Raw genomic sequence first — 25,428 nt, 5'->3', positions numbered from 1 at the left:
TTATTTTATCCCATTAAAAAGCCTCACTGATGCTGAGGTAAAATCCAGACTGTCTTTTTTCACCAGGTCTTTGTTCACCATAAGCATAATCAAAACGGATACTGCTGTTGTGTTCTAGGCTGAAGAAATAGCGCAATCCGCCACCAAAGGATGGGATAAGACGCATGTCATGTTGCTTGGAGAAGGTGCTACCCGTACCTAGGAATGCATTGATGCCTATGCGGGTGATGAAACGGTATCTAAGTTCTGCTTGAGCAGTTAGGTAATTCTTGTCCTTATACCGACCCAGATAATAACCGCGCATGGTCATATCCCCACCAAGTTCACGCATGACATAGAAAGGCACATTTTTTCCGTAAGTTCCACGGTACAGCCCTTGGGCAGCGACGGTGAGTTTTTTGTTGATCGGATAGAATCCGCGTACATCCAGTTCAAGCTGGTTCCCAGTGAAATTGTCCTTTCCAAAAAAATTGGGAGCATAGCTATATTTTACCCTGCTATAAAATCCATTGGTAGAATATGTGGTGTTGTTACGGGTGTCATACAGGGCAGAAACGCCAAGGGCGAGGTATTGTCCGCCATCTTTACCATAAAACTCAGGGGATTCGAAGATGCCACCGGCTTCCATGTCATTGAATTCGAAGTGTTCGTAATTTAAATTGACACCGGCATAAAAATTAGGGGCGAATCTTTTTTCACCATCCAGTTTGATGCGGTAGAGTTTTTGGTCTAAATAATCCTCATCAGCTTTCCAGGTATCATTACCAAGGCCGTAGAAATTGAAAGGCCAATCTCTGAATCGCATTTCCGTGAGGATATGATAGTCGTTGTTTTTAGTCCAGATATCGGAAGTCAGTTTGATGTTCTTTTGTTTTTTGGTCGTCAGGGTACCGATTAGGGTTACGTTAGAGGTCCTGCTATCGAGGTTTTCCTTATCGATATAGAAATTATAGGTACTTGCGATCCCGTATTCGAAGCCCGTTTCTTGGGCATAACCGATGGCAGGCAGGACGACAAAGCTGCCTGAGCGGGAAGAATCTTTTTTGGAGGAGACGAACTTTTGCATCAATTTTTGGATGATTCCGGATTTTTCTTGAGCGTTTCCAAGCTCAGGGAAGATGCAAAGGTTAATAAAGAGCAATACTACGAGCGAATAATTTTTCAAAGCAATTCCATTTATTTGTGCAAATATAGGGTATCCTTTGAAATGGAATATGAAAATTATTTACTTGCATATCAATGATATGGTTTTCAGGAGTAAAAAAAATGACCAAATATTTTTGATATGTTCATGGAGTAGCTATCTTTGCATCATCAAATCAGGAAAATCAGTACCGAAATGAGATTGTTCTTTAAGTAGAAAAAAAATTAAAAATAAAACTTGCGAATATCAGATAAATATTAGATTTTTGCACTCGCTATCCAAAGATAGCCGTTCTTTAAAACAGAAAGTTTTATTAAATAAAGCACGCCTCCTTAGCTCAGCTGGTAGAGCAACTGACTTGTAATCAGTAGGTCATTGGTTCGATTCCGATAGGAGGCTCAAAAACAACGCAAGTTGTAGGTCTGGAGGGGTTCCAGAGCGGTCAAATGGGACGGACTGTAAATCCGTTGCTTCGGCTTCGAAGGTTCGAATCCTTCTCCCTCCACCAAAAAGTTTTCATTCTTCCGGTTGTGAAAGGCAGGAGTTCCTGAGTGTAAAACTGAAAAGCGGAAGTAGCTCAGTTGGTAGAGCGATAGCCTTCCAAGCTATAGGTCGCGAGTTCGAACCTCGTCTTCCGCTCAATTTATAAAACAAATCTAAGTCTCTGTCTTCTTAACAATTTATTTTTGAAAGGGTAGAGGCTTATATCTGTAAATAAGCTTTTTGAAAGCCGAAGTAGCTCAGGGGTAGAGCACTTCCTTGGTAAGGAAGAGGTCGTGGGTTCAAATCCCATCTTTGGCTCGAATACATAAGTTTTGTAACTTTGTAAGATTAATTAAAAGAAATATTTTATAATTACTAATTCGCATAAACATGGCAAAAGAGAAATTTGACCGTAGTAAACCGCACTTAAACATTGGTACTATCGGTCACGTTGACCACGGTAAAACAACTACAACAGCTGCTATCACTAAAGTTTTAGCTGATAAAGGTTTTTCAGAGGCTCGTTCATTTGATTCAATTGACTCTGCTCCTGAAGAGAAAGAGCGTGGTATCACAATTAACACTTCACACGTAGAATACCAAACAGCTAACCGTCACTATGCACACGTTGACTGTCCAGGTCACGCCGATTACGTTAAGAACATGGTAACTGGTGCTGCACAGATGGATGGAGCTATCATCGTAGTTGCTGCTACAGATGGTCCTATGCCTCAAACTCGCGAGCACATCCTATTAGCTCGTCAGGTAGGTGTTCCTGCGTTAGTAGTTTTCTTGAACAAAGTTGACTTAGTTGATGACGCTGAGTTATTAGACTTAGTTGAGATGGAAGTTCGTGAATTATTATCATTCTACGAATTCCCAGGTGACGATGTTCCAGTAATCAAAGGTTCTGCATTAGGTGCATTGAACGGAGAGACTCAATGGGTTGATTCAATCATGGAATTGATGGATGCTGTAGATAACTACATTCCAATCCCTCCACGTTTGACAGATCTTCCTTTCTTGATGCCTATTGAAGACGTATTCTCGATCACAGGTCGTGGTACAGTTGCAACAGGTCGTATCGAAAGAGGTGTAATCAACTCTGGTGATCCAGTTGAGATCTTAGGTATGGGTGCTGAAAACTTGAAATCTACAGTAACAGGTGTTGAGATGTTCCGTAAGATCTTAGATTACGGTGAGGCTGGTGATAACGTAGGTTTATTGTTACGTGGTATTGAGAAAACTGATATCCGTCGTGGTATGGTTATCTGTAAACCAGGTTCAGTAACTCCACACACAGACTTCAAAGCTGAGGTTTACGTATTGTCGAAAGCAGAAGGTGGTCGTCACACTCCGTTCTTCAACAAATACCGTCCTCAATTCTATTTCCGTACAACTGACGTAACTGGAGAGATCACTCTAGAAGAAGGTACTGAGATGGTTATGCCAGGTGATAACGTAACAATCACTGTTAAGTTGATCAACGCTATCGCTATGGAAAAAGGTCTACGTTTCGCTATCCGTGAAGGTGGTAGAACAGTAGGTGCTGGTCAGGTAACTGAAATCATTAAATAGTCCTTAGGGATTATCAAAATAAAAGATAAGCTAATTGGCTCCGGCTAATTAGCTTATTTTTTCTAATTATTCATTTTGGTTGAAGCTCAAATACTTAGCGAAGTAGGGGAGTTCCAGGGCAAAATCAGAATAGATTGACCAGAAAAAAATCTTGCGGAAATCGCAAATAAATTGAAATAATATTTGCTGCAATGGGGTCTAAAGCCTATATTTGCATCATCAAAAAAATCTACACGGGCATAGTTCAATGGTAGAATAGAGGTCTCCAAAACCTTCGATCTGGGTTCGAATCCTAGTGCCCGTGCTAATAAAAATAGAAACTTAAAAAATGGCAAAAGTACTTGATTTTATTAAGGACTCTTATACAGAGGTTACTGAGAAAGTGACTTGGCCTACATGGGCGCAACTACAAAGTCATGCGGTTATTGTACTTGTTGCATCTGTTATTATTGCGTTGGTAATTTTCATAATGGATAAAGCATCAAGCAATGTAATGGAACTGCTGTACAATACAGCGTCTTAATTTTCTAATCCAACAGTATTATGGCAGATCAAAGTTTAAAGTGGTACGTTGTGCGTGCTGTTAGCGGAAAAGAGAAAAAGGTTAAGCAATACCTTGAAGCTGAAATTAACCGCTTAGGCATACAACATTTGGTGACCCAAGTATTAATCCCGATGGAGAAATACTACCAAATGCGCGATGGCAAGAAAGTTGCCAAAGAACGTAACTACTACCCTGGGTATGTTTTGATCGAAGCGGCTTTGGACGGTGAGATCGAACACGCAATCAAAAACGTAAATAGTGTAATTGGATTCTTAGGTGATAAAGCAGGTAATGCTATCCCGCTTCGTCCAGCTGAAGTTAACCGTATTTTAGGTAAGGTTGACGAAATGGCTGAACAAGGTGAATCAATCAGCGTTCCTTATTACGTTGGTGAGACCGTAAAAGTAAACGACGGTCCTTTCAACGGATTTACAGGTGAAATCGAAGAGGTGCACGAAGACAAAAAGAAATTAACCGTAATGGTAAAAGTATTCGGTCGTAAAACTCCACTCGAGCTGAACTATATGCAGGTTGAAAAAGAATAAGCTCTTTTAGACAGTAGACAAAAGACATTAGACATAAGAAGCCCTATCCATTTGGATAGGGCTTTTTTTTGTTTGAACCAGGATGGAAGGGATGGGAGGAAGGACCAAGATCATGGAATGAACCAGGATGGAATGGATGGGAGGATAGACCAAGATTATAACTATTATTACGGATTGCATTGGCGTACGGTTCCATAATCGAAGATTATGGATGACATGTATTTTAAATATATACCCGTACAGATTCTTCACTATCCGTTCAGAATTGGAAGTGTCCTGAGATTGAAAAATATTTCACGAACGCTGTTGGTTCGTCATAAGAACATACACTTTCTACAAAGATTCCACCCCTGCTAGGGGTTTTCTACATACATCAATCCTTCCGAAGGAAGCCCTTTAGCCCGCGGCTCATTTCCAATGGCGGCAAAATGGAAAGAATGCCGTTGCCATGTGCGATGGCATTGGCCTTGGATGCTTTCAAGAAATTCTCCCATCTAAGGGGAGAATTTCGAAGAACGGCATCCTCGACATCAAGGCATTCTTTTCATGTGCGGATGATTGTGCGAAAAGCCATCTTAAATGAGCCGAAGCCTTTTGGTTACTTTTGGGCTCCAAAAGTAAGGAAGGATTGCTCTGATCCGTTTGATAGCCGTCAAGATCCGGCGCAGGACTCAAGTCCGATTCAATTTTGTATATTTAGGAATTGAATTACCTAAATTAATGATGTCGAAGTCACCATCTATTCCTTCTTTCCCAGCGGAACCTAAGAAATTGCGCGTCCGTGCTATTGATATCATGCGCGGCCTGACCCTGTTTCTGATGTTGTTTGTCAATGATCTTTTTATGCCGGGAGTGCCGAAATGGCTTTTGCATACGGAAGCGGAGGTCGATGGCATGGGACTGGCTGATTGGGTATTCCCAGGTTTCCTATTTATGGTGGGTATGGCTATTCCCTATGCCGTTGTAGCAAGGCGGAAAATTGGAGAGCCTACTTGGCAGATCTGGTTCCATATCATCAGTAGGTCGATTAGCCTAATCATCATTGGTCTGTTGGTGGTTAATTCCAGCAGCTTGAACCCGCAAATGACCGGTTTGAACAAGCTGTTATGGCTTGGGATGGTCTATATCTGTATCTTTTTGATCTGGAACAACTATCCGAAGGATAGAAATAAGAACCTATTTGTCGGGCTGAAATTGTTGGGGATTGTAGGGCTACTTGGTTTGGCCTATGTATTCCGGGCTGGAACTCCCGAATCTCCAGCTTGGTTTGAGAAGAGTTGGTGGGGCATTTTGGGGCAGATCGGATGGGGTTATCTGGTTGCAGGTTCGGTCTATCTCCTCCTTAGGGATAAACTATGGGCAGCATTTTTGGCCATTGTCTTTTTCCTTTTCCTGAATGTAGCCTCCTTGAGCGGTTGGATTCCGCAAATGTTCTCTTTCCAGGAGTTCTTTGACGTTGTCCTGCATGGCAATGTGCCGATGATTGTTCTTTCCGGAATGGCAGCAACCCTGATTGTTAAAAAATATGCTGTGGATTGGAAGAAACTGGCCATTTATTTAGCTATGTACGGCCTTATTAGCTTGATTGCTGGCTTGATATTCCACCAATGGTTCATCGTGTCCAAGATTCAAGCGACTCCTTCCTGGGGCCTGCTTTGCAATGGCATCAGTATCCTGCTATTTGTTTTGGTCTATTATTTTATTGATGTAAGGGGCAATAGTCGCTATAGTCGACTTTTTGAATTGGCAGGGCAAAATTCACTAACTACCTATTTGGCTCCAGACCTGATCTATTTCTTGGTTTGGGGATTCGGAATTCCCTTGTTTTTCTATAAACAAGCTGATCACATGTGGTTAGCTGTATTAGGCTCCTTATTATGGGCTTATGCCATGCTTTGGTTTGGTATCTTATTGAACCGTTTTGGAATAAAACTTAAACTATAATATCATATTACCATGAAAAGAAATCACACGAACAAGCTGATCCTAATGGCTCTGATTATGTTGTTTGCAGTTCCATTTACCTTGGTTGCCCAGGGTAAGAAGCCTGTAATCATCGCTTATGTTACTTCGGGGCAAGGTCCGCTGCCTGATCCTAACCTGATCAGCCATATCAATTATGCCTTTGGCCATGTAAACGAGACCTTCAATGGTGTAAAAGTGGACAATCCAACTCGACTGAAGGAGATCGTGACCTTAAAGAAGAAGCATCCTGACCTGAAGATCCTGTTGTCGATCGGTGGCTGGACCTCGGGACGTTTCAGTGAGATGGCGGCAGACAAGAACAATAGATTGGGCTTTGCGAAAGATTGCCAAAAGATCGTAAAGGAATTTGATCTGGATGGGATCGATATCGATTGGGAATATCCGACCAGTGATGAAGCCGGGATCTCATCTTCCCCAGACGACACCAAGAACTTTACGCTGTTGATGAATGATATCCGCAAGGCTATCGGACCGAAAAAACTATTGACCTTGGCGACGATTGCAGATGGAAAGTATATTGATTTTAGAGCCATCGATAAGGATATTGATTTTGTAAATATCATGATGTATGATGTTTCGAAACCTCCTTTGCAGCATAACAGTTTGTATAAATCGGATCTGGCAGGTCGTATTACCTTAGTTGAAGCCCTGCAGGCCCATATTGATGCCGGCGTTCCAAAAAACAAATTGGTGATGGGTATTCCATTCTATGGAAGGGGAGATAAAGTACAGGTCAATGATTTTGTGATGTTCCGCAACATACCGAAGTTGACCCAGTTTGAAGAGAGATGGGATGATCAATCGAAAGTACCTTATCTAGTGGACAGCAACGGTAAGTTGGTCCTGACCTTTGAAAACGAGAAATCCATCAGGGAAAAAGCTGCATATATAAAATCCCAAGGTATCCTTGGAGCCATGTATTGGGAATTTAAGGGTGATGATGATCAATTGACCTTGAGCAAGGCGCTGTATGAAGGCCTGAAATAGGATGTACAAACAATTGTTGCTGTAAACTGTTGATAATAAGTAGTTATAGACACGATTTCTGTAAACCTTATAAAAAATAAGCTTATGATTATTCAAGATTTTAAACCCAAATATTTGGGACTTGCATTGGTTTTTCTATGCCTGAGCTCAGGAAATCATGTTTTTGCACAAGATAATGAGACCGCTTATTTTTCTGACGTTACAGAAGGCAGCATACCCTTGGATCCCAAAACGCATGCTTTGGATGTAGCTTTGGTCGATGTGAATGGAGATGGAGCATTGGATGCCATATTTGCACTGGAAATGTTGCCTAACCGTCTTTATATCAATGATGGGAATGGCAACTTTACCTGGATGAAGGATGTCTTTGCCAATGAGAACAATGATACAGAGCATGTGCGTGTGGCTGATATGGACAATGATGGTTTTGCAGATGTCATTTTTGTTGCAGAGGACAATAAGACCCATGAATACTATCTAGGGAATGGGGATGGAACCTTCCGGAATGTTTCGGATCGCCTGTTGGGAAAGAGTGAAGGGAATGGCTTGGATATAGGTGATGTCAATGGAGATGGATTGCCCGATGTGGTCATCGGCAATACGGGAGAAGGAGCAAGGACCTTTGTTTGGTTAAATGATCCAAATAAACCGGGCTTTTTGGTTGATTCTCCTCCTGGAAGTATCCCTGACAACATGGATGAGGTGCAATCGGTCAAGTTATTTGATGCCGATGGAGATGGTGACCTGGATATGGTACTGGCAACGGAGGCTCCGCCAAGCCGTCTGTATTTCAATGACGGGAAGGGAAAGTTTACGGAGCAGGAGGGCGCATTGCAAACCTCCGAACCATTGCACAGTAGGGAGGTCATCGTTTTTGATGCCGATAAGGATGGGAAGAACGATATTTTCTTTGCGAACCTGACCAGCAATGGGGGTAAGAAAGAGCGGAACCCAACGGGACGCTTGTTTATGAATAAAGGCGATGGGAAATTTGTCGATGAGACGGATGCAAGGATTCCCGCCTATGATTTTTCAACTTATGCCTGTAATGTGATCGACTTTGATCGCGACGGGGATCTAGATATTATATTAAGTGCCTTGAAGATTCCGCCATTTGAGGCGATGCAGGTTCAGGCCTTGAAGAATGATGGTTCGGGCAAGTTCAGTTTTGCCACGGAGGAGGCTATTCCGAAGGTGACTGTGGAGCGAGCTTGGGGGATCGATGTGGGGGATGTGAATGGGGATAAGATTCCGGACCTGATGATCGGGGCTTGGGGCGACCAAGTGCGCTTATTACTAGGTAAATAAAAAAAGAAAAAATACTTTTTTATTATCAGATATTTAGTTATCTTTGCACCTCGTTTGGTTGCAAAACTATGTTTTGTTGCCATCGAGAATTAAATGTTACGTTATTGCTTCCAACTTACTAACAAACATTTAACAAATTAAATCACAGAAAAAATGGCAAAAGAAGTCAGTGCGTTAGTAAAATTACAAGTGAAGGGCGGAGCTGCGAATCCATCTCCACCGGTAGGACCTGCATTAGGTGCTAAAGGTGTGAACATTATGGATTTCTGTAAGCAATTTAACGCTCGTACGCAAGACAAACCAGGTCAAGTATTACCTGTTGTGATCACTGTATATGCCGACAAATCTTTTGATTTTATCATTAAAACTCCACCGGTAGCTGTTCAGTTAAAAGATGCAGCGAAGCTTAAGAGCGGATCGGGAGAGCCTAACCGTAAGAAAGTTGCTTCCATTTCATGGGATCAAGTAAAACAGATTGCGGAAGATAAGATGCCAGATTTGAATGCATTTACTGTAGAATCAGCTATGAGAATGGTTGCTGGTACAGCGCGTAGTATGGGTATCACTGTATCAGGTGATGCTCCTTGGAAAAATTAATTAACGAAATCAGTTTAAGAAAGTGGCTAGATTAACAAAAAATCAAAAAGCGGCACTATCCAAAATTGAAGCTGGTAAAGCATACTCTTTGAAAGAAGCTGCGGCTTTAGTAAAAGAGATCACCAACACCAAATTTGATGCTTCTGTGGATATCGACGTTCGTTTGGGCGTAGATCCTCGTAAAGCAAATCAAATGGTTCGTGGTATTGCAACATTGCCACACGGTACTGGTAAGACGGTACGTGTATTAGTTTTATGTACTCCTGACAAGGAGGAAGAAGCTAAGGCGGCAGGTGCAGACTACGTAGGTCTTGATGACTATATCAGCAAAATCGAAGGTGGTTGGACTGACGTTGACATTATCATCACAATGCCTAGTGTTATGGCGAAAGTAGGTAAATTGGGTCGTATTTTAGGTCCAAGAAACTTAATGCCTAACCCTAAAACAGGAACAGTAACTCCAGAAGTTGGAAAAGCTGTGACTGAGGTAAAAGCTGGTAAGATCGACTTCAAGGTTGACAAAACAGGTATCATCCACACTTCAGTTGGTAAAGTGTCTTTCGACGCAGATAAAATCTATGACAACGCATTAGAAGTGTTACAAACAATTTCACGTTTGAAACCGTCTGCAGCAAAAGGAACGTACTTCAAGAGTATTCACATTTCTTCAACTATGAGTCCTAGTATTCATATTGAAACTAAATCAGTAGCAGGAATTTAATCATGAGAAAAGAACTTAAACATGAAATTGTTGAAGCTTTAGCAGAACAGATTAAATCTTACGGTAATTTTTATATTGCTGACACTGCTAATCTGACTGTAGAAAAGGTGAATAATATTCGTCGTAAATGTTTCGAGCAGGGAATCGAGATTAAGGTTGTGAAAAACACCTTGATTAAGAAAGCGTTGTTAGAGGCGGGTGTAGATTCAGAAGAGATCTTTGGCGTATTAAAAGGAGCTTCAACCCTTATGTTTTCCGAAACAGGGAATGCTCCAGCGAAATTGATCAAACAATTACGTAAAGAAGGTGACAAGCCGGTATTAAAAGCAGCATACATACAAGAGACTGCTTTTGTAGGCGACAACCAACTTGACGCATTAGTGACCCTTAAATCTAAGGAAGAACTTATTGCAGACGTTATTGCTTTACTTCAATCTCCTGCGAAGAATGTTATTTCTGCGCTTCAATCAGGCGGAAATACAATTTCAGGCTTAGTAAAAGCTTTAGAAGAAAGAGGCTAACGAACCCTCAGTTTAATAACAAACGTTCGTTAAATTTTAATTAACAATTTTTTTAAAAGAACATTCAAAAATTCAAAATAAAATGGCAGATTTAAAACAACTTGCTGAACAGTTAGTTAACTTAACAGTAAAAGAAGTTAAAGAATTAGCTGATATCTTAAAAGACGAATACGGTATTGAGCCTGCTGCTGCTGCTGTAGCTGTTGCTGCTGCTCCTGGTGCTGGTGACGGTGCTGCTGCTGCTGAAGAGAAAACATCTTTCGATGTAATCTTGAAAGAAGCTGGTGGCCAGAAATTAGCTGTCGTAAAATTAGTTAAAGATTTAGCTGGTTTAGGTTTGAAAGAAGCAAAAGACTTAGTTGACGGTGCACCTAAAGAATTAAAAACTGGTGTTTCTAAAGACGAAGCTGAAGCTTTGAAAAAACAATTAGAAGAAGCTGGAGCTGTTGTTGAGATTAAGTAATCTCGCATAAGGCACCAAAAACTTAGACTCTGATAGTCCAAATCTATCAGAGTCTATTCCTGTTTATAAATATAGTGTATGGATCAAGCCCCTGCTGATGCTTGATCGGAAGACGGAATCAGCAGATGTTAGCTCAGTTTTTTAAAACTAAATTCTTATTCCCTTGGCAAACAATAATATTCAAAAAGAAAGAGTAAATTTTGCGACAAGTAAGAAGGTGATTGATTATCCGGATTTCTTGGACGTACAATTAGAGTCTTTCAAGGAGTTTTTTCAATTAGAGACTACTTCTGACAACCGCCATCAGGAAGGGCTTTACAAGGTTTTCGCAGAAAACTTCCCTATTTCTGATTCAAGAAACATCTTTGTGCTAGAGTTTTTGGATTATTTCATTGATCCACCGCGTTACGATATCCAAGAGTGTATTGAACGTGGATTGACTTATAGCGTACCTTTAAAGGCTAAATTGAAGTTGTCTTGTAATGATGAAGAACACGAAGATTTCGAAACCATTGTACAAGACGTGTACTTAGGAACTATTCCGTACATGACTCCAAAAGGTACTTTCGTAATCAATGGAGCTGAACGTGTTATCGTTTCTCAATTGCACCGTTCCCCTGGTGTGTTCTTTGGTCAAAGTAGACATACCAATGGTACTAAACTTTATTCTGCTAGGGTTATTCCTTTTAAAGGTTCTTGGATCGAATTTGCAACAGACGTGAACAACGTGATGTATGCCTATATCGATCGTAAGAAAAAATTCCCAGTTACTACCTTGTTACGTGCAATCGGCTTCGATTCGGATAAGGAAATCTTAGAACTTTTCGACCTTGCAGATGAAGTAAAAGTTAGTAAATCTGGATTGAAGAAATACGTTGGTCGTCGTTTAGCGGCTAGGGTATTGAACAAATGGACAGAAGATTTCGTTGACGAAGATACAGGTGAAGTAGTATCGATCGACCGTAACGAGATCATCCTTGAACGTGAAACCATATTAGAAGAAGACCACATTGACCTGATCATCGACGCTGGAGTGAAATCCATTATCCTGACCAAGGAAGATGAGTCAAACAATGCGGACTATTCGATTATATATAACACTTTACAAAAAGATACTTCCAACTCAGAGAAAGAAGCGGTAGAGCATATCTATCGTCAATTGCGTAACGCAGAACCACCTGATGAGGAAACTGCACGTGGTATCATTGACCGTTTGTTCTTCTCGGATAAACGTTACGATTTAGGTGATGTGGGTAGATACCGTATCAACCGTAAATTGAAACTTGATACACCGTCGGATACAAAAGTATTGACCCGTGAAGATATCATCGCTATCGTGAAGTACTTGATCAACTTGATCAACTCGAAAGCAGAGGTGGATGATATCGACCACTTATCTAACCGTCGTGTTCGTACGGTTGGTGAGCAATTATATGCGCAATTCGGTGTAGGTCTAGCTCGTATGGCTCGTACTATCCGTGAGCGTATGAACATTCGTGATAACGAGGTGTTTACGCCTACTGACTTGATTAATGCTCGTACATTGTCATCAGTGATCAACTCTTTCTTCGGAACCAACCAGTTATCACAGTTCATGGATCAAACCAACCCATTGGCTGAGATTACGCACAAACGTCGTCTGTCAGCATTAGGTCCTGGTGGTCTTTCAAGAGAGCGTGCCGGTTTCGAGGTACGTGACGTTCACTATACGCACTACGGTCGTTTGTGTACTATTGAAACTCCAGAGGGTCCAAACATTGGTTTGATTTCATCATTGTCAGTTCACGCGAAAATCAATAACCTAGGATTTATCGAAACTCCATACCGTATCGTTTCTGATGGTAAGGTGGTAGTTGATAAGCCAGTTGTTTATTTATCTGCTGAAGATGAAGACGACAAGACAATTGCGCAAGCAAATGCTCTATATGATGATAAAGGTAATTTCTTAGATGCTAAAGTAAAAGCTAGATATGAGGGTGACTTCCCGATTATTGAGCCTGAGAAATTAGACTATATGGACGTTTCTCCGAACCAGATTACATCAATCGCGGCTTCATTGATTCCTTTCTTGGAGCATGATGATGCCAACCGTGCATTGATGGGTTCCAACATGCAACGTCAAGCAGTTCCTTTGTTACGTCCGCAAGCACCGGTTGTAGGTACTGGATTGGAAGCTCGTGTAGCGAAAGATTCCCGTACGTTGATCAACGCTGAAGGAAACGGAACAGTAGAATATGTAGATGCACAAGAAATTCACATCCGTTACGATAGAAACGACAACGATCGTTTGGTATCATTCGATGATGATGTGAAAGCATATAGATTGACCAAGTTCAAGAAAACCAACCAAAATACCTGTATCAACTTGAAACCGATCGTTACGAAAGGACAAAGAGTTGAAAAAGGTCAGGTATTATGTGAAGGCTATGCAACCGAAGATGGTGAATTGGCATTAGGTAGAAACTTGAAAGTGGCATTCATGCCTTGGCAAGGATACAACTTTGAGGATGCGATCGTAATCTCTGAGCGTGTAGTATCACAGGATTTATTCACTTCATTACACATTGAAGAATTCGAACTTGAAGTTCGTGATACTAAACGTGGTGAAGAGGAATTGACAGCTGATATTCCAAACGTTTCAGAAGAAGCTACGAAAGACCTTGATGAAAACGGTATTATCCGTGTTGGAGCTGAGGTTGGCGAAGGTGATATCTTAATTGGTAAGATCACTCCTAAAGGAGAATCTGATCCTTCACCAGAAGAGAAGTTATTACGTGCGATCTTTGGTGACAAAGCTGGTGACGTGAAGGATGCTTCATTGAAAACTCCACCATCAATCAAAGGTGTGGTTATCGATACGAAGTTATTCTCTCGTGCGAAGAAAATGTCTAAAGAAGTTGAACGTAAAGCTTTAGAGAAACTAGAAGTTGCTCACGATAGAAACATCAAGATTCTTAAAGATCGTTTGGTTGAGAAATTATTTACGATCGTAAATGGTAAGACCTCTCAAGGTATTTACAATGTTTACAAAGAGTTATTGGTAGCTAAGGGCGCTAAGTTTACTCAAAAGATCCTTACTGATCTTGACTATAACAACGTTAATCCTACAGGATGGACTACTGATGATGACAAGAATGACATGATCAAACTTGCATTGCACAACTACAACATTAAAGTTAATGAGGAGTTAGGTGCATTCAAGCGTGAGAAATTTGCAATCTCTGTCGGTGATGAGCTTCCATCGGGTATCGTTCAGATGGCGAAGGTATATGTTGCCAAAAAACGTAAGCTGAAAGTAGGAGATAAGATGGCGGGACGTCACGGTAACAAAGGTATTGTTGCACGTATTGTACGTGATGAAGACATGCCTTTCTTAGAAGACGGAACTCCAGTTGATATCGTGTTGAACCCACTAGGGGTACCTTCGCGTATGAACCTTGGACAGATCTATGAAACTGTATTAGGCTGGGCAGGACAAAAATTAGGTGTTAAATTCGCTACTCCGATCTTTGACGGTGCAGAAATGGACCAAGTAGAAGAGTGGGTTGAGAAAGCAGGATTACCTAAGTCAGGTCGTACTTACCTATACAATGGATTGACAGGTGATCGTTTTGACCAACCTACAACAGTTGGAGTAATCTACATGTTGAAATTAGGACACATGGTTGATGATAAGATGCACGCACGTTCAATTGGACCATACTCGTTGATTACTCAACAACCATTAGGTGGTAAGGCACAGTTCGGTGGTCAGCGTTTCGGTGAGATGGAGGTTTGGGCGTTAGAGGCATTCGGTGCATCCAACATCCTACAAGAGATCTTGACCGTTAAATCTGATGATGTAGTAGGTCGTGCGAAAACTTACGAGGCAATCGTAAAAGGAAACAACCTGCCAACTCCATCGGTACCAGAATCGTTCAACGTATTGGTACACGAGCTACGCGGATTAGGTTTAGATATCACATTAGATTAATCAAGCAAATTGAGCTTAAGAAGGTGCATAACCTTCTTAAGCTTTCACATACAGCTTTAACTTTTTACTAAGTATGTCTTACAAAAAAGATAACAAAATCAAAAGTAACTTTACATCGATTACGATCAGCTTAGCTTCTCCAGAAACTATTTTGGAGCGTTCAAGTGGTGAGGTTACTAAACCAGAAACTATCAACTACCGTACTTATAAACCAGAACGTGATGGTCTATTCTGTGAGCGTATTTTCGGTCCAGTAAAAGACTACGAATGTCACTGTGGTAAGTACAAGCGTATCCGTTATAAAGGGATCGTTTGTGACCGTTGTGGTGTTGAAGTTACAGAGAAGAAAGTACGTCGTGAGCGTATGGGACACATCAACTTGGTGGTTCCGGTTGCTCATATCTGGTACTTCCGTTCTCTACCTAACAAAATTGGTTATTTATTAGGACTTCCAACGAAGAAGTTGGATATGATCATCTACTACGAAAGATACGTGGTTATCCAAGCTGGTATCAAAGAAGAAGATGGTATTTCATACATGGATTTCTTGACAGAAGAGGAATATCTAGATATCTTGGATACCCTTCCAAAAGAAAACCAATACCTGGATGACAACGATCCTCAGAAATTCATCGCTAAGATGGGTGCAGAGGCATTGGAAGATTTGTTGAAACGTCTAGACTTAGACCAATTATCATACGATCTTCGTCACCAAGCAGCGAACGAAACTTCCCAGCAACGTAAGAATGAGGCGTTGAAACGTCTTCATGTTGTTGAGGCTTTCCGTGGTGCTAATGATCATATCGAAAACCGTCCGGAATGGATGATCGTTAAGATCGTACCTATTATTCCACCAGAGTTACGTCCTTTAGTTCCTTTGGATGGTGGTCGTTTTGCGACTTCAGACTTAAATGACCTTTACCGTCGTGTAATTATCCGTAACAACCGTTTGAAGCGATTGATCGAGATCAAAGCTCCGGAGGTAATCTTACGTAACGAGAAACGTATGCTTCAAGAAGCTGTTGACTCGTTATTCGATAACTCACGTAAGGTAAATGCTGTTAAGACTGAAGGTAACCGTGCTTTAAAATCTTTATCGGATATCCTTAAAGGTAAGCAAGGTCGTTTCCGTCAGAACTTATTAGGTAAGCGTGTTGACTACTCGGCTCGTTCGGTAATCGTCGTTGGTCCTCACTTGAAATTACATGAGTGTGGTCTTCCTAAAGATATGGCTGCTGAGCTTTACAAACCGTTTATCATCCGTAAGATGATCGAAAGAGGAATCGTAAAGACAGTTAAGTCAGCGAAGAAAATTGTAGATCGCAAAGATCCAGTAGTATGGGATATCCTTGAGAACGTATTGAAAGGTCACCCAGTATTACTAAACCGTGCACCTACGCTTCACCGTTTGGGTATTCAGGCTTTCCAACCAACCTTAGTTGAGGGTAAAGCGATCCAATTACACCCATTAGTGTGTACAGCGTTCAACGCCGATTTCGACGGTGACCAGATGGCAGTTCACTTACCATTAGGTAATGCTGCAATTTTGGAAGCCCAAATCTTGATGTTGGCAGCACACAACATTCTTAACCCTGCAAACGGTTCACCAGTTACAGTACCATCTCAAGACATGGTATTGGGTCTTTACTATATTACCAAAGGCCGTAAGACTGATGACAACCTGGTGATGAAAGGTGAAGGAAGTACTTTCTATTCAGCAGAAGAGGTAATCATTGCCTTGAACGAAGCAAAAGTAGATCTTCACTCCTTTATCAAGGTTAAAGCTCGCGTTAAGACCAAAGAAGGAGAGTTCAAAGATCAAATCATTGAAACGACTGTAGGTCGTGTGATCTTCAACCAAATCGTTCCAGAAGAGGTAGGATACATCAATGAACTATTGACTAAGAAGTCACTTCGTAATGTCATTGGAGAGATCGTGAAGAACACGGGTATGGCTCGTGCAGCGAAATTCTTGGATGACATGAAAGAGTTAGGATTCCAAACAGCATTCAAAGGTGGTCTATCGTTCAACCTTCAAGATTTGAACATCCCTGCTGCGAAAGCTGATTTGATCACTCAAGCTACAAACGAAGTTGAAGAAGTAATGAACAACTATAACATGGGTTTCATTACGAACAACGAACGTTATAACCAAATCATCGATATCTGGACACGTATCAACAACAAGTTGACAGCGCACGTTATGGATATCCTTTCGAACGACAACCAAGGTTTCAACTCAGTATACATGATGTTGGATTCAGGAGCTCGTGGATCGAAAGAGCAGATCCGTCAATTATGCGGTATGCGTGGTTTGATGGCGAAACCTCAGAAATCTGGTACTTCAGGTGGTGAGATTATTGAAAACCCGATCCTTTCAAACTTCAAAGAAGGTTTGTCGGTATTGGAGTACTTTATCTCTACCCACGGTGCTCGTAAAGGTCTTGCCGATACAGCGTTGAAAACAGCCGATGCGGGTTATTTAACCCGTCGTTTACATGATGTTGCTCAGGATATGATTGTTGTTGAGCAAGACTGTAACGGTTTACGCGGTATCTATACTACAGCGCTTAAGGATAATGATGATATCGTTGAACCATTGTACGACCGTATTTTAGGACGTACGCCATTGAACGATGTTGTTCATCCTGAGACAAACGAATTGATCGTTGCTGCAAATGATGATATCACTGAAGAAGTTGCTGAGGCAATCGAGAATGCAGGAATTGAAGGAGTTGAAATCCGTTCTGTATTAACTTGTGAGTCTAAGCGTGGAGTTTGTGCATGTTGTTACGGACGTAACTTAGCGTCAGGTAAACGTGTTCAATTGGGTGAAGCTGTCGGTGTAATTGCTGCTCAGTCAATCGGTGAGCCAGGTACACAGTTGACACTTCGTACATTCCACGTCGGTGGTACGGCATCTAACATTGCTGCTGAATCTTCGATCATTGCTAAATACGATGGTAAAATCGAATTTGAGAACGTTCGTACAGTAGAAAAAGAAGGTGAATTTGGTCCTTACCAAGTTGTATTGGGTCGTTCAGGAGAGATTAAAGTTGTAAATGACGATAAGAAAGTCCTTTACCAACAAATTATCCCTTACGGATCGAACCTATACGTGAAAGAAGGAGAGAAAGTGGAAAAAGGAACCAAGTTGGTAGACTGGGATCCATACAACGCTGTAATTATCTCTGAATTTGCAGGTAAGGTAGAATTTGATGCGATTATCGAAGGTATTACTTACCGTGAGGAATCTGATGAGCAAACTGGACACAAAGAGAAAGTGATCATCGAGACTCGTGATAAGACTAAAAACCCGACGATCAAAGTATTGGATAACAAAGGCGAAATCATCCGTTCATACAACATTCCAGTAGGAGCACACGTTTCGGTATCTGATGGACAAAAAGTGAAAGAAGGTGCGATTTTAGTTAAGATCCCTCGTTCTACAGGTAAGACCCGAGATATTACGGGTGGTCTTCCTCGTGTAACGGAGTTGTTCGAGGCTCGTAATCCTTCAAACCCAGCGGTTGTTACTGAAATCGACGGTGTTGTAACTTTAGGTGGTGTTAAACGTGGTAACCGTGAGATTTCGATCGAGTCCCGTGACGGACAAGTGAAGAAATACCTAGTTCCACTTTCTAAACACATCTTGGTACAGGATAATGACTTTATCAAAGCGGGTATGCCACTTTCAGACGGTCAGATTTCCCCTTCGGATATCTTATCGATCAAAGGTCCTTCTGCAGTACAGGAATACATTGTAAATGGTATCCAAGAGGTTTACCGTCTACAAGGTGTGAAAATCAACGATAAGCACTTCGAAACCATCGTTCACCAAATGATGCAGAAAGTGAATATCGAAGATCCAGGAGATACTCGTTTCTTAGAAAAAGAAGCTGTAAACAAATGGGATTTCATGGAAGAAAACGATTCACTTTACGACAAGAAAGTGGTTGTAGATGCTGGTGATTCTAAATCATTGCGTCCAGGACAGATCGTAAACCTTCGTAAATTGCGTGAAGAAAACTCTAGCTTGAAACGTCAAGACTTGAAATTAGTGGAAGTGCGTGATGCTATTCCTGCTACCTCTAGTCCATTGTTGCAAGGTATTACCAGAGCTTCATTAGGTACGAAGTCATTTATCTCTGCTGCTTCCTTCCAAGAAACTACCAAAGTATTGAACGAAGCTGCTATCGCAGGTAAACGTGATAACTTGTTAGGATTGAAAGAAAACGTAATTGTTGGTCACTTAATCCCTTCAGGAACAGGTTTACGTCAATACAGCAACATCATCGTTGGTTCTCGTGAAGAATACGATCAGTTGTTGGCTTCTAAAGAAGAAGATTAATATCGAAAGATTTAGGAATTAACCTTCCTAAAAGATATATAAAAAGCTCGGCTCCTGTAGCCGAGCTTTTTTGTTTTTGGGAGAATTAAAGATTTTTATTAACAATTTCATATTATATTTGTTCCTCTGATTATGACTGACATCGCATCTATCGACTTTATCATCACTCAACTTGTATGGGATTGGAATGACTTGTTGAAAGCCGTATTATCACTTTGTGCCGGATTTGTATTGGGATTCGAGCGCGAGTGGAAGGATAAATCGGCTGGTTTCAAGACCATTTCCATTATCTGTCTGGGGAGTACCTTGTTTTCCTTGCTATCCTTTAAATTGGGTGCTGGAGAATCGGAGGATGCCACTCGGATAGCCTCGTACGTGGTTTCAGGTATTGGTTTCCTAGGTGCTGGGGTGATCTTCAAAGATGGGGTGAATGTAAATGGATTGACTACAGCCAGTATTATCTGGATGTCAGCAGCCATTGGAATGGCAATCGGTTTTGGAGTCTATGTCATCGCGGCCATTTTCTTGCTTGCTTGTTTTGCCATTATTGTTTCGGGACCCTTATTGAATAAATATGTAATCCACAATATCGTGCGCTTGGTAAGTGTCAGTATGAAAAGGGAGGACCTGGATGCCAAGGATCAATTGCTGTCAGCTATCAGACCGCTTTCTAAGCATGTGAAAATAAAAAAGCAGACCATGTCTGCCGATTTATTGACTATTGAACTTGAGGTGCTGATCGATAAAAGAAATATCCGCAAGTTTGAAAGATCTATTCTTGAAAACAAACAATTGGTTGAGATTAGCCTATAACAGATCAAGCCCCTCTTTTTGCCCAATTCAATAGGTTTCTGCAGTTTTCAGCAATCTGCCCGAAATCATACTTCCCATTGACTTTTACGAACAGTTTCGAGCCAAGTCCCACAGCACTGACTCCGGCTTCAAACCATTTGTTGATACTTTCCGATGAGCAGTCTACGCCACCCGTTGGCATAAACCGTAAATTTGGAAAGATAGGTTTGATGCTTTTCAGAAACCCAGGACCTAAGGTATCGCCGGGGAATAGTTTCACGAAAGTGCAGCCAGCCATTTGGGCATCGGCAATTTCGGTAGGAGTCATGCAGCCCGGAATCCAAAGGATGTTATTCTTCTTGGCAGAACTCGCAACACATTCCGAAAAAATAGGACTCACCAAAAAGTCTGCTCCCAGTTCAATAAAACGGTCTGCATCATCCGCATGCATGATGGTTCCTATCCCCAGTTTCAGATCGGGGAAGTGCTCTTCCTTATAGTTACGCAAGGCCTTGAAATTCTGTTCCGCTTCCGCACCTCGGTTTACAAATTCAAAAACCCTAATACCGCCTTCGTAGCAGCTTTGTAGGGCCTGAATGCAGGTATTGACGTCATCATCATAAAAAACAGGTAAGACTGGATTTCGAATGATTTCTTTGATAATTTCTTCTTTCATCTTAGTTGGCTTTTCCATTTCCAAAATCTCCTTCTACAAATAATTTTTGATAACCAGCTCCAGTTGCGAAGTCTATGGTTTCCTGTGCAGGCATGCCTTGCCTTAGGGCATGGATCAGCCCCGCCATAAACGCATCACCACTACCGATCCTATCGATTACAGCTTCTGTTTCAAAAGTGGCTGAAATGCTGTCCTCGTTTCTGTTATGGTATGTGCCATAAAACAGATTATGTTTTGGATGGTCCATGAACCTGAACGTATTGGCGATATGTTTCGCCTTTGGAAAGGATTCAAAAATATGCTTTGCAGAGATTTGGGAACTATTGAAATAAATCTCCTTGGTTGTCTGTCTGTTTAATCCTATTTCCACAGGGCTATCCAACATGTTTTGTGCCGCCCAGATATTTCCCATGATGACATCACAATAAGCGACCAAGTCTGGCATGACTTCCAGTGGCTCTTTGCCATATTTCCAGAGTTTGCTCCGGAAATTGAGGTCCACAGATATCGTGATCCCTCTTTGATCGGCCTCCTTCAGTACCGTTTCCATCAGGATTGCCATGTCTTCGGAAAGTGCCGGTGTCAATGCTGACCAATGGAACCAATCCACATCTTGAAACAACAGGTCAAAATCGATGTCCTCAGGTTTTAACAGACTGAAACTTGAAAACTTTCTATCGTATACCACCTCGCCACTGCTCAGTCCATTTGCCGAAAGGAGAATATAGCTACCGATGCGATCGCCTATTCGGATAGCCTTGGAACAATCCACACCTAAATGCTGAATGCTTTCCAGCAGCTCCTTCGCAAGAGTATTCTCAGGAAAGGCCGAATAGAACTGGACCTGATCCCCCATTTGGGCCAAACCAACAGCAACATTGGCTTCTGAACCACCTGGGAAAATTTTTAAACGATTATTTCCACCCTCAAAAATCGACTCACTGAGGCTTTGAAGGCGATACAATACTTCTCCGAATGTTAATATCTGTGGCATAGGTCAAACTGAACAACAATATAATAGTTTTTGATGGATTGTTGCAGCGATTTTACGAAAACGTTTAAGTAATAATCCTGTTTTCCATGTCGATTTTTCCCTTTAATTTCTGTATTATTGGATAATAATCAACTATAAACTATGACTATTCTAGATAAATTCTCCCTTAAAGATAAAGTTATCGTTATTACAGGAGGCACCGGAATTTTGGGCAAATCCTTCGTGAAGGCATTAGCTGAAGCCGGCGCTAAAATCTGTATTATCGGGAGAAACCAGGAAAAAATCAATGAACGTATCAGCATGGCCAATGACCTCGGGGCAGAAGCCATAGGTATTGTAGCAGATGTGATGGATGAGCAGTCGGTCAAGGATGCCAAGCAACAGATCGTGAACCGTTATGGTAGCATCGATGGCCTGATCAATGCCGTGGGAGGAAACATCCCAGGGGCAACGATCGCTGATGATCAAAACATATTTGACAATAAAATCCAGGATACCATAAAAGCAATCGAGCTAAATCTTTATGGAACCATTATTCCGACCCTGATTTTTGGGGAACTTATTGCTAACAAGGGCAAAGGTTCCATTATCAATATTTCTTCTTTGGCAGCATCAAGACCCTTGACCCGTGTGCTGGGCTATACCGTAGCCAAGCATGCCATTGATGGCTTCACCAAATGGATGTCCACTGAATTGGCTTTACGTTATGGTGACAAGGTGCGTGTCAATGCTATTGCACCGGGAGTTTTCTTAACGGAGCAAAACAAGACCTTATTGACCAATCCAGATGGCAGTTATACCGATAGGGCTCAGAAGTTTATCAATGGGACACCATATCGAAGATTGGGTGACCCGTCTGAATTGGAAGGAACCTTAGTTTATCTCTTGAGCGATGCTTCAGCATTTGTTTCTGGCGAGATCATTTTTGTCGATGGTGGCTTTAACTCTTGGTGTGGCGTATAACATGGAAAACAAAAAATTCTTAGAACAAACTTGGCGATGGTACGGACCTAATGATCCGGTATCATTGCAAGATGTGAAGCAAGCTGGGGCTACTGGCATAGTTTCGGCTTTGCATCATATCCCACATGGTGAAGTATGGCCGTTGGAGGACATACAGGAAAGGAAAAAGATAATTGAAGAGGCAGGATTGACCTGGTCGGTTGTAGAATCTGTTCCTGTACACGAAGCTATCAAAACAGGATCTGCCGAGGCTGACCAATATATTGAGCGTTATAAGCAATCGTTGCAGAATTTAGCAGCTTGTGGTATCAAGACGATCTGCTATAATTTTATGCCGGTTCTGGATTGGACTAGGACCCAGTTGGACCTGATCATGAAGGATGGTTCCAAAGCGCTCTATTTTGATTGGATCGACCTTGCTATCTTTGATATTTATATCCTAAAGAGAGAAGCAGCTGCGCAGGACTATTCCCAAGAAATTCAACAGCTAGCTGAGGAGAAGTACAACAAGATGTCAGCGGAAGAGAAAACAGATCTTCAATTCAATATCCTGATGGGCATTCCAGGTGAAGGTGATATTACCTTGGAATCTCTACAAAATAGCATCAATATCTATAAAAGTATTGGAAGGGAAGGATTGAAGCAGAACTTGCTTTATTTCTTAGAGGCAATTGCAGACACCTGCGAGACCAACGGGATTAAGATGACCATTCACCCCGATGATCCACCATATGCAATCCTAGGGCTTCCTAGGGTAGTAAGCAACGAAGAAGATTTAGTGTACATTATTTCAGAACAGCCTAGGGATTTCAACGGGATTTGTTTCTGTACCGGTTCTTTAGGTGCTGGACCCAAAAACAACCTTCCTCAGATCTTGGACAAAGTGAAACATCGTGTTCATTTTGCGCATCTGCGAAATGTAAAACGTGATGCCATTGGAAGCTTCTATGAGGCAGACCATTTGGATGGGGATGTGGATATGTATGCCATCGTAAAGGGATTGAGTGAAGAAAACCAACGCAGAGCATTGGCCATTCCATTTAGACCTGACCATGGGCATCAAATGCTTGATGACATCAATAAAGTGACCAATCCTGGTTATTCTGCCATTGGAAGACTTCGTGGTCTGGCTGAATTAAGGGGTTTGGAATTAGGAATTTTGAGATCTTAACCAAGGATCTACCAACATAAACAACAAATTATGGATACGAGTAAACCTACGAAATATAGGTGGACGGTTTGTGCACTGATATTTTTCGCAACGACCATCAATTACCTGGATCGGCAAGTCCTTTCCTTAACCTGGAAAGATTTTATTGCCCCAGAATTCCATTGGACCAACAATGACTATGGTAATGTTGCGGCCATATTCTCTATTGTCTATGCCATTTCCATGTTGTTATCTGGTCGTTTTATCGACAAGCTAGGAACAAAAAAAGGCTATTTATGGGCAATTGCGATCTGGTCGGTAGGCGCTATCCTGCATGCTTTCTGTGGCATGATCACATCAGGTGTTCTCGCGGGCGAATGGTTGGTCAGTTTTGGTCAGGCCAAGGAAATCATTGCCGGTATTGAAGATGTAAGCAAGGTGGTTAATATTTCTGTCACCGTCTTTATTTTTGCCCGTATCATCTTGGCATTGGGGGAGGGTGGAAACTTTCCGGCAGCCATGAAAGCCTGTGTAGAATACTTTCCAAAGAAGGACAGGGCATTTTCTACTTCAATCTTTAACTCAGGAACGACCATTGGAGCACTTTTAGCGCCATTGATTATTCCCGTGATTGCAGCCAAATACGGCTGGGAAATGTCGTTCATTATTATTGGGGCCTTAGGTTTCATCTGGATGGGATTTTGGCAGTTTATGTACAAGAAGCCAGAAGAAAACCCGCATGTGAATGCAGCTGAACTCGCCTATATCAAGCAGGATGTGGATCATGGAGAGGTTGCTGAGGCCGATAAAACGGTGAAAGCAAAAGTCTCCATCCGTGAATGCTTAAAATTCAAACAGACCTGGGCCTTGATCTTCGGGAAGTTCCTGACCGATGGGGTATGGTGGTTTCTCTTGTTTTGGTTCCCGGCCTATTTAAGTTCAGTATATGATATTAAATCCTCGGATATAGAGGGGCAGGTTGCTATATTTGTTCTTTATGCCATTACTATGTTATCCATCATCGGTGGCTGGTTACCGACCTATTTTGTAGAAAAGAAAGGTATGGAGGTTTATGCAGGTCGAATGAGAGCCATGCTGATCTTTGCGTTCTTCCCTTTGTTGATCCTCTTTGCACAGCCTTTGGGTGAATATTCGTATTGGTTTCCGGTTATCCTGATCGGTATAAGTGCAGCGGCGCACCAATCATGGTCTGCCAATATATTCTCGGCCGTAGGTGATATGTTTCCAAAGAAGGCGATTGCGACAGTGACCGGTATAAGTGGTCTTGCTGGTGGGGTTGGCTCTTTCTTGATCAATAAAGTTTCGGGTGTCCTGTTTGACTATGCCGAACAAACCAATATGAAAGTGTTTGGGTTTGAAGGAATTGAATCTGGATACTTTATCATCTTTGCCGTGTGTTCGATAGCCTACCTTTTGGCTTGGACCATCATGAGAATATTGGTTCCAAAAATGAAACTAATTCATCTATCATAATTGCCTTTTTCGATTGACCTTATTCCAAATGAAACTGCTAAAATTATCTGCGAAATTCAATGGTTCAGTGCCGTTGTTTTAGAAGTATTTCAACAGGTCCTTAACTATGATCTTGGTCCATCCTCTCCTCCATTTAATCCTGGTTCATACGGAGGAAT

Annotated in this window: 19 protein-coding genes and 5 tRNA genes; 21 read left to right on the top strand and 3 right to left on the bottom strand. The window is 41.6% G+C overall.

Translation table 11 applies throughout. The features are described from left to right. Nucleotides 1-13: 13 nt before the first annotated feature. Nucleotides 14-1,165 (bottom strand): BamA/TamA family outer membrane protein, encoded by a 1,152-nt coding sequence (locus ACWICE_RS00870; protein WP_454297429.1) that lies wholly within the window; start codon nt 1,163-1,165, stop codon nt 14-16. Nucleotides 1,166-1,470: 305 nt separating this feature from the next. On the opposite strand from ACWICE_RS00870, the gene ACWICE_RS00865 reads away from it, so the two are divergent. From ACWICE_RS00865 to ACWICE_RS00780, 18 genes are all read left to right on the top strand, one after another. Continuing rightward, nucleotides 1,471-1,543, top strand: a tRNA-Thr gene (locus ACWICE_RS00865). A 25-nt stretch (nt 1,544-1,568) separates the two neighbouring features. Beyond that, nucleotides 1,569-1,652 (top strand) — tRNA-Tyr (locus ACWICE_RS00860). Between the two features lie 58 nt (nt 1,653-1,710). Next, nucleotides 1,711-1,783: transfer RNA gene (locus ACWICE_RS00855), tRNA-Gly, on the top strand. 90 nt (nt 1,784-1,873) lie between these two features. Continuing rightward, nucleotides 1,874-1,945: transfer RNA gene (locus ACWICE_RS00850), tRNA-Thr, on the top strand. Nucleotides 1,946-2,017: 72 nt separating this feature from the next. Continuing rightward, complete coding sequence (tuf, locus tag ACWICE_RS00845) at nt 2,018-3,205, top strand: elongation factor Tu (protein ID WP_093098550.1); 1,188 nt, start codon at nt 2,018-2,020, stop codon at nt 3,203-3,205. Nucleotides 3,206-3,438: 233 nt separating this feature from the next. Beyond that, nucleotides 3,439-3,509: transfer RNA gene (locus ACWICE_RS00840), tRNA-Trp, on the top strand. A 24-nt stretch (nt 3,510-3,533) separates the two neighbouring features. Next, nucleotides 3,534-3,728, top strand: a complete 195-nt coding sequence (secE, locus tag ACWICE_RS00835; RefSeq protein ID WP_094255409.1) for a preprotein translocase subunit SecE — start codon at nt 3,534-3,536, stop codon at nt 3,726-3,728. Between the two features lie 20 nt (nt 3,729-3,748). Next, nucleotides 3,749-4,294: a transcription termination/antitermination protein NusG gene (gene nusG / locus ACWICE_RS00830; RefSeq protein WP_093098554.1), complete on the top strand. Its 546-nt coding sequence runs from the start codon at nt 3,749-3,751 to the stop codon at nt 4,292-4,294. 720 nt (nt 4,295-5,014) lie between these two features. Further along, the gene (locus ACWICE_RS00825) at nt 5,015-6,238 is read left to right on the top strand and encodes a DUF5009 domain-containing protein (RefSeq protein WP_454297428.1); all 1,224 of its coding nucleotides are present in this window, start codon (nt 5,015-5,017) and stop codon (nt 6,236-6,238) included. A gap of 12 nt (nt 6,239-6,250) precedes the next feature. Beyond that, nucleotides 6,251-7,267 (top strand): glycoside hydrolase family 18 protein, encoded by a 1,017-nt coding sequence (locus tag ACWICE_RS00820; RefSeq protein ID WP_454297427.1) that lies wholly within the window; start codon nt 6,251-6,253, stop codon nt 7,265-7,267. 84 nt (nt 7,268-7,351) lie between these two features. Further along, on the top strand, nt 7,352-8,575 hold the full coding sequence (locus ACWICE_RS00815; protein WP_454297426.1) for an FG-GAP repeat domain-containing protein: 1,224 nt from the start codon (nt 7,352-7,354) through the stop codon (nt 8,573-8,575). A 153-nt stretch (nt 8,576-8,728) separates the two neighbouring features. Further along, entirely contained in the window at nt 8,729-9,172 is a 444-nt protein-coding gene (gene rplK / locus ACWICE_RS00810; protein WP_185211031.1) for a 50S ribosomal protein L11, read from the top strand. Nucleotides 9,173-9,194: 22 nt separating this feature from the next. Continuing rightward, nucleotides 9,195-9,893, top strand: coding sequence for a 50S ribosomal protein L1 (gene rplA, locus ACWICE_RS00805; protein WP_093098561.1), 699 nt, complete (start codon nt 9,195-9,197; stop codon nt 9,891-9,893). A gap of 2 nt (nt 9,894-9,895) precedes the next feature. Continuing rightward, nucleotides 9,896-10,414 carry a 50S ribosomal protein L10 gene (gene rplJ, locus ACWICE_RS00800; RefSeq protein ID WP_093098563.1) on the top strand — a complete coding sequence of 173 codons (519 nt, stop codon included), beginning with the start codon at nt 9,896-9,898 and terminating at the stop codon, nt 10,412-10,414. 82 nt (nt 10,415-10,496) lie between these two features. Continuing rightward, nucleotides 10,497-10,877 (top strand): 50S ribosomal protein L7/L12, encoded by a 381-nt coding sequence (gene rplL, locus ACWICE_RS00795; protein WP_093098564.1) that lies wholly within the window; start codon nt 10,497-10,499, stop codon nt 10,875-10,877. Between the two features lie 163 nt (nt 10,878-11,040). Beyond that, entirely contained in the window at nt 11,041-14,850 is a 3,810-nt protein-coding gene (gene rpoB / locus ACWICE_RS00790) for a DNA-directed RNA polymerase subunit beta (protein ID WP_185211030.1), read from the top strand. 73 nt (nt 14,851-14,923) lie between these two features. Then, nucleotides 14,924-19,201, top strand: coding sequence for a DNA-directed RNA polymerase subunit beta' (rpoC, locus tag ACWICE_RS00785; RefSeq protein ID WP_185211028.1), 4,278 nt, complete (start codon nt 14,924-14,926; stop codon nt 19,199-19,201). A gap of 132 nt (nt 19,202-19,333) precedes the next feature. Then, a complete protein-coding gene (locus ACWICE_RS00780; protein WP_185211026.1) occupies nt 19,334-20,014 on the top strand; it encodes an MgtC/SapB family protein in 681 nt (226 codons plus the stop codon). A 4-nt stretch (nt 20,015-20,018) separates the two neighbouring features. Here the strand turns inward: ACWICE_RS00780 and ACWICE_RS00775 are convergent, their stop codons facing one another. Both ACWICE_RS00775 and ACWICE_RS00770 read right to left on the bottom strand, forming a co-directional pair. Continuing rightward, a complete protein-coding gene (locus ACWICE_RS00775; RefSeq protein ID WP_313260304.1) occupies nt 20,019-20,669 on the bottom strand; it encodes a bifunctional 4-hydroxy-2-oxoglutarate aldolase/2-dehydro-3-deoxy-phosphogluconate aldolase in 651 nt (216 codons plus the stop codon). Nucleotide 20,670: 1 nt separating this feature from the next. Continuing rightward, entirely contained in the window at nt 20,671-21,663 is a 993-nt protein-coding gene (locus tag ACWICE_RS00770; protein WP_454297425.1) for a PfkB family carbohydrate kinase, read from the bottom strand. Between the two features lie 141 nt (nt 21,664-21,804). On the opposite strand from ACWICE_RS00770, the gene ACWICE_RS00765 reads away from it, so the two are divergent. Genes ACWICE_RS00765 through ACWICE_RS00755 form a run of 3 tightly spaced genes read left to right on the top strand, consistent with a single transcriptional unit; the run spans nt 21,805 to nt 25,270 of the window. After that, nucleotides 21,805-22,626, top strand: a complete 822-nt coding sequence (locus tag ACWICE_RS00765; RefSeq protein ID WP_185216004.1) for an SDR family oxidoreductase — start codon at nt 21,805-21,807, stop codon at nt 22,624-22,626. Nucleotide 22,627: 1 nt separating this feature from the next. After that, nucleotides 22,628-23,797, top strand: a complete 1,170-nt coding sequence (uxuA, locus tag ACWICE_RS00760) for a mannonate dehydratase (RefSeq protein WP_454297424.1) — start codon at nt 22,628-22,630, stop codon at nt 23,795-23,797. A gap of 30 nt (nt 23,798-23,827) precedes the next feature. Continuing rightward, nucleotides 23,828-25,270: an MFS transporter gene (locus ACWICE_RS00755; protein WP_254526375.1), complete on the top strand. Its 1,443-nt coding sequence runs from the start codon at nt 23,828-23,830 to the stop codon at nt 25,268-25,270. Nucleotides 25,271-25,428: the final 158 nt, after the last annotated feature.

It is taken from the genome of Sphingobacterium sp. NPDC055346, from assembly GCF_053645235.1.
This window is presented reverse-complemented; position numbering and strand designations above follow the sequence as displayed.

Excerpts from the sequence above, each read along its gene's own strand:
- ACWICE_RS00770 (WP_454297425.1), bottom strand. The coding sequence starts at position 21,663 with ATGCCACAGATATTAACATTCGGAGAAGTATTGTATCGCCTTCAAAGC.
- rpoC (WP_185211028.1), top strand. The coding sequence starts at position 14,924 with ATGTCTTACAAAAAAGATAACAAAATCAAAAGTAACTTTACATCGATT.
- nusG (WP_093098554.1), top strand. The coding sequence starts at position 3,749 with ATGGCAGATCAAAGTTTAAAGTGGTACGTTGTGCGTGCTGTTAGCGGA.
- ACWICE_RS00820 (WP_454297427.1), top strand. The coding sequence starts at position 6,251 with ATGAAAAGAAATCACACGAACAAGCTGATCCTAATGGCTCTGATTATG.
- rplJ (WP_093098563.1), top strand. The coding sequence starts at position 9,896 with ATGAGAAAAGAACTTAAACATGAAATTGTTGAAGCTTTAGCAGAACAG.
- ACWICE_RS00755 (WP_254526375.1), top strand. The coding sequence starts at position 23,828 with ATGGATACGAGTAAACCTACGAAATATAGGTGGACGGTTTGTGCACTG.
- ACWICE_RS00775 (WP_313260304.1), bottom strand. The coding sequence starts at position 20,669 with ATGAAAGAAGAAATTATCAAAGAAATCATTCGAAATCCAGTCTTACCT.
- ACWICE_RS00825 (WP_454297428.1), top strand. The coding sequence starts at position 5,015 with ATGATGTCGAAGTCACCATCTATTCCTTCTTTCCCAGCGGAACCTAAG.
- ACWICE_RS00780 (WP_185211026.1), top strand. The coding sequence starts at position 19,334 with ATGACTGACATCGCATCTATCGACTTTATCATCACTCAACTTGTATGG.
- secE (WP_094255409.1), top strand. The coding sequence starts at position 3,534 with ATGGCAAAAGTACTTGATTTTATTAAGGACTCTTATACAGAGGTTACT.
- ACWICE_RS00765 (WP_185216004.1), top strand. The coding sequence starts at position 21,805 with ATGACTATTCTAGATAAATTCTCCCTTAAAGATAAAGTTATCGTTATT.
- rplK (WP_185211031.1), top strand. The coding sequence starts at position 8,729 with ATGGCAAAAGAAGTCAGTGCGTTAGTAAAATTACAAGTGAAGGGCGGA.
- tuf (WP_093098550.1), top strand. The coding sequence starts at position 2,018 with ATGGCAAAAGAGAAATTTGACCGTAGTAAACCGCACTTAAACATTGGT.
- uxuA (WP_454297424.1), top strand. The coding sequence starts at position 22,628 with ATGGAAAACAAAAAATTCTTAGAACAAACTTGGCGATGGTACGGACCT.
- ACWICE_RS00815 (WP_454297426.1), top strand. The coding sequence starts at position 7,352 with ATGATTATTCAAGATTTTAAACCCAAATATTTGGGACTTGCATTGGTT.
- rplL (WP_093098564.1), top strand. The coding sequence starts at position 10,497 with ATGGCAGATTTAAAACAACTTGCTGAACAGTTAGTTAACTTAACAGTA.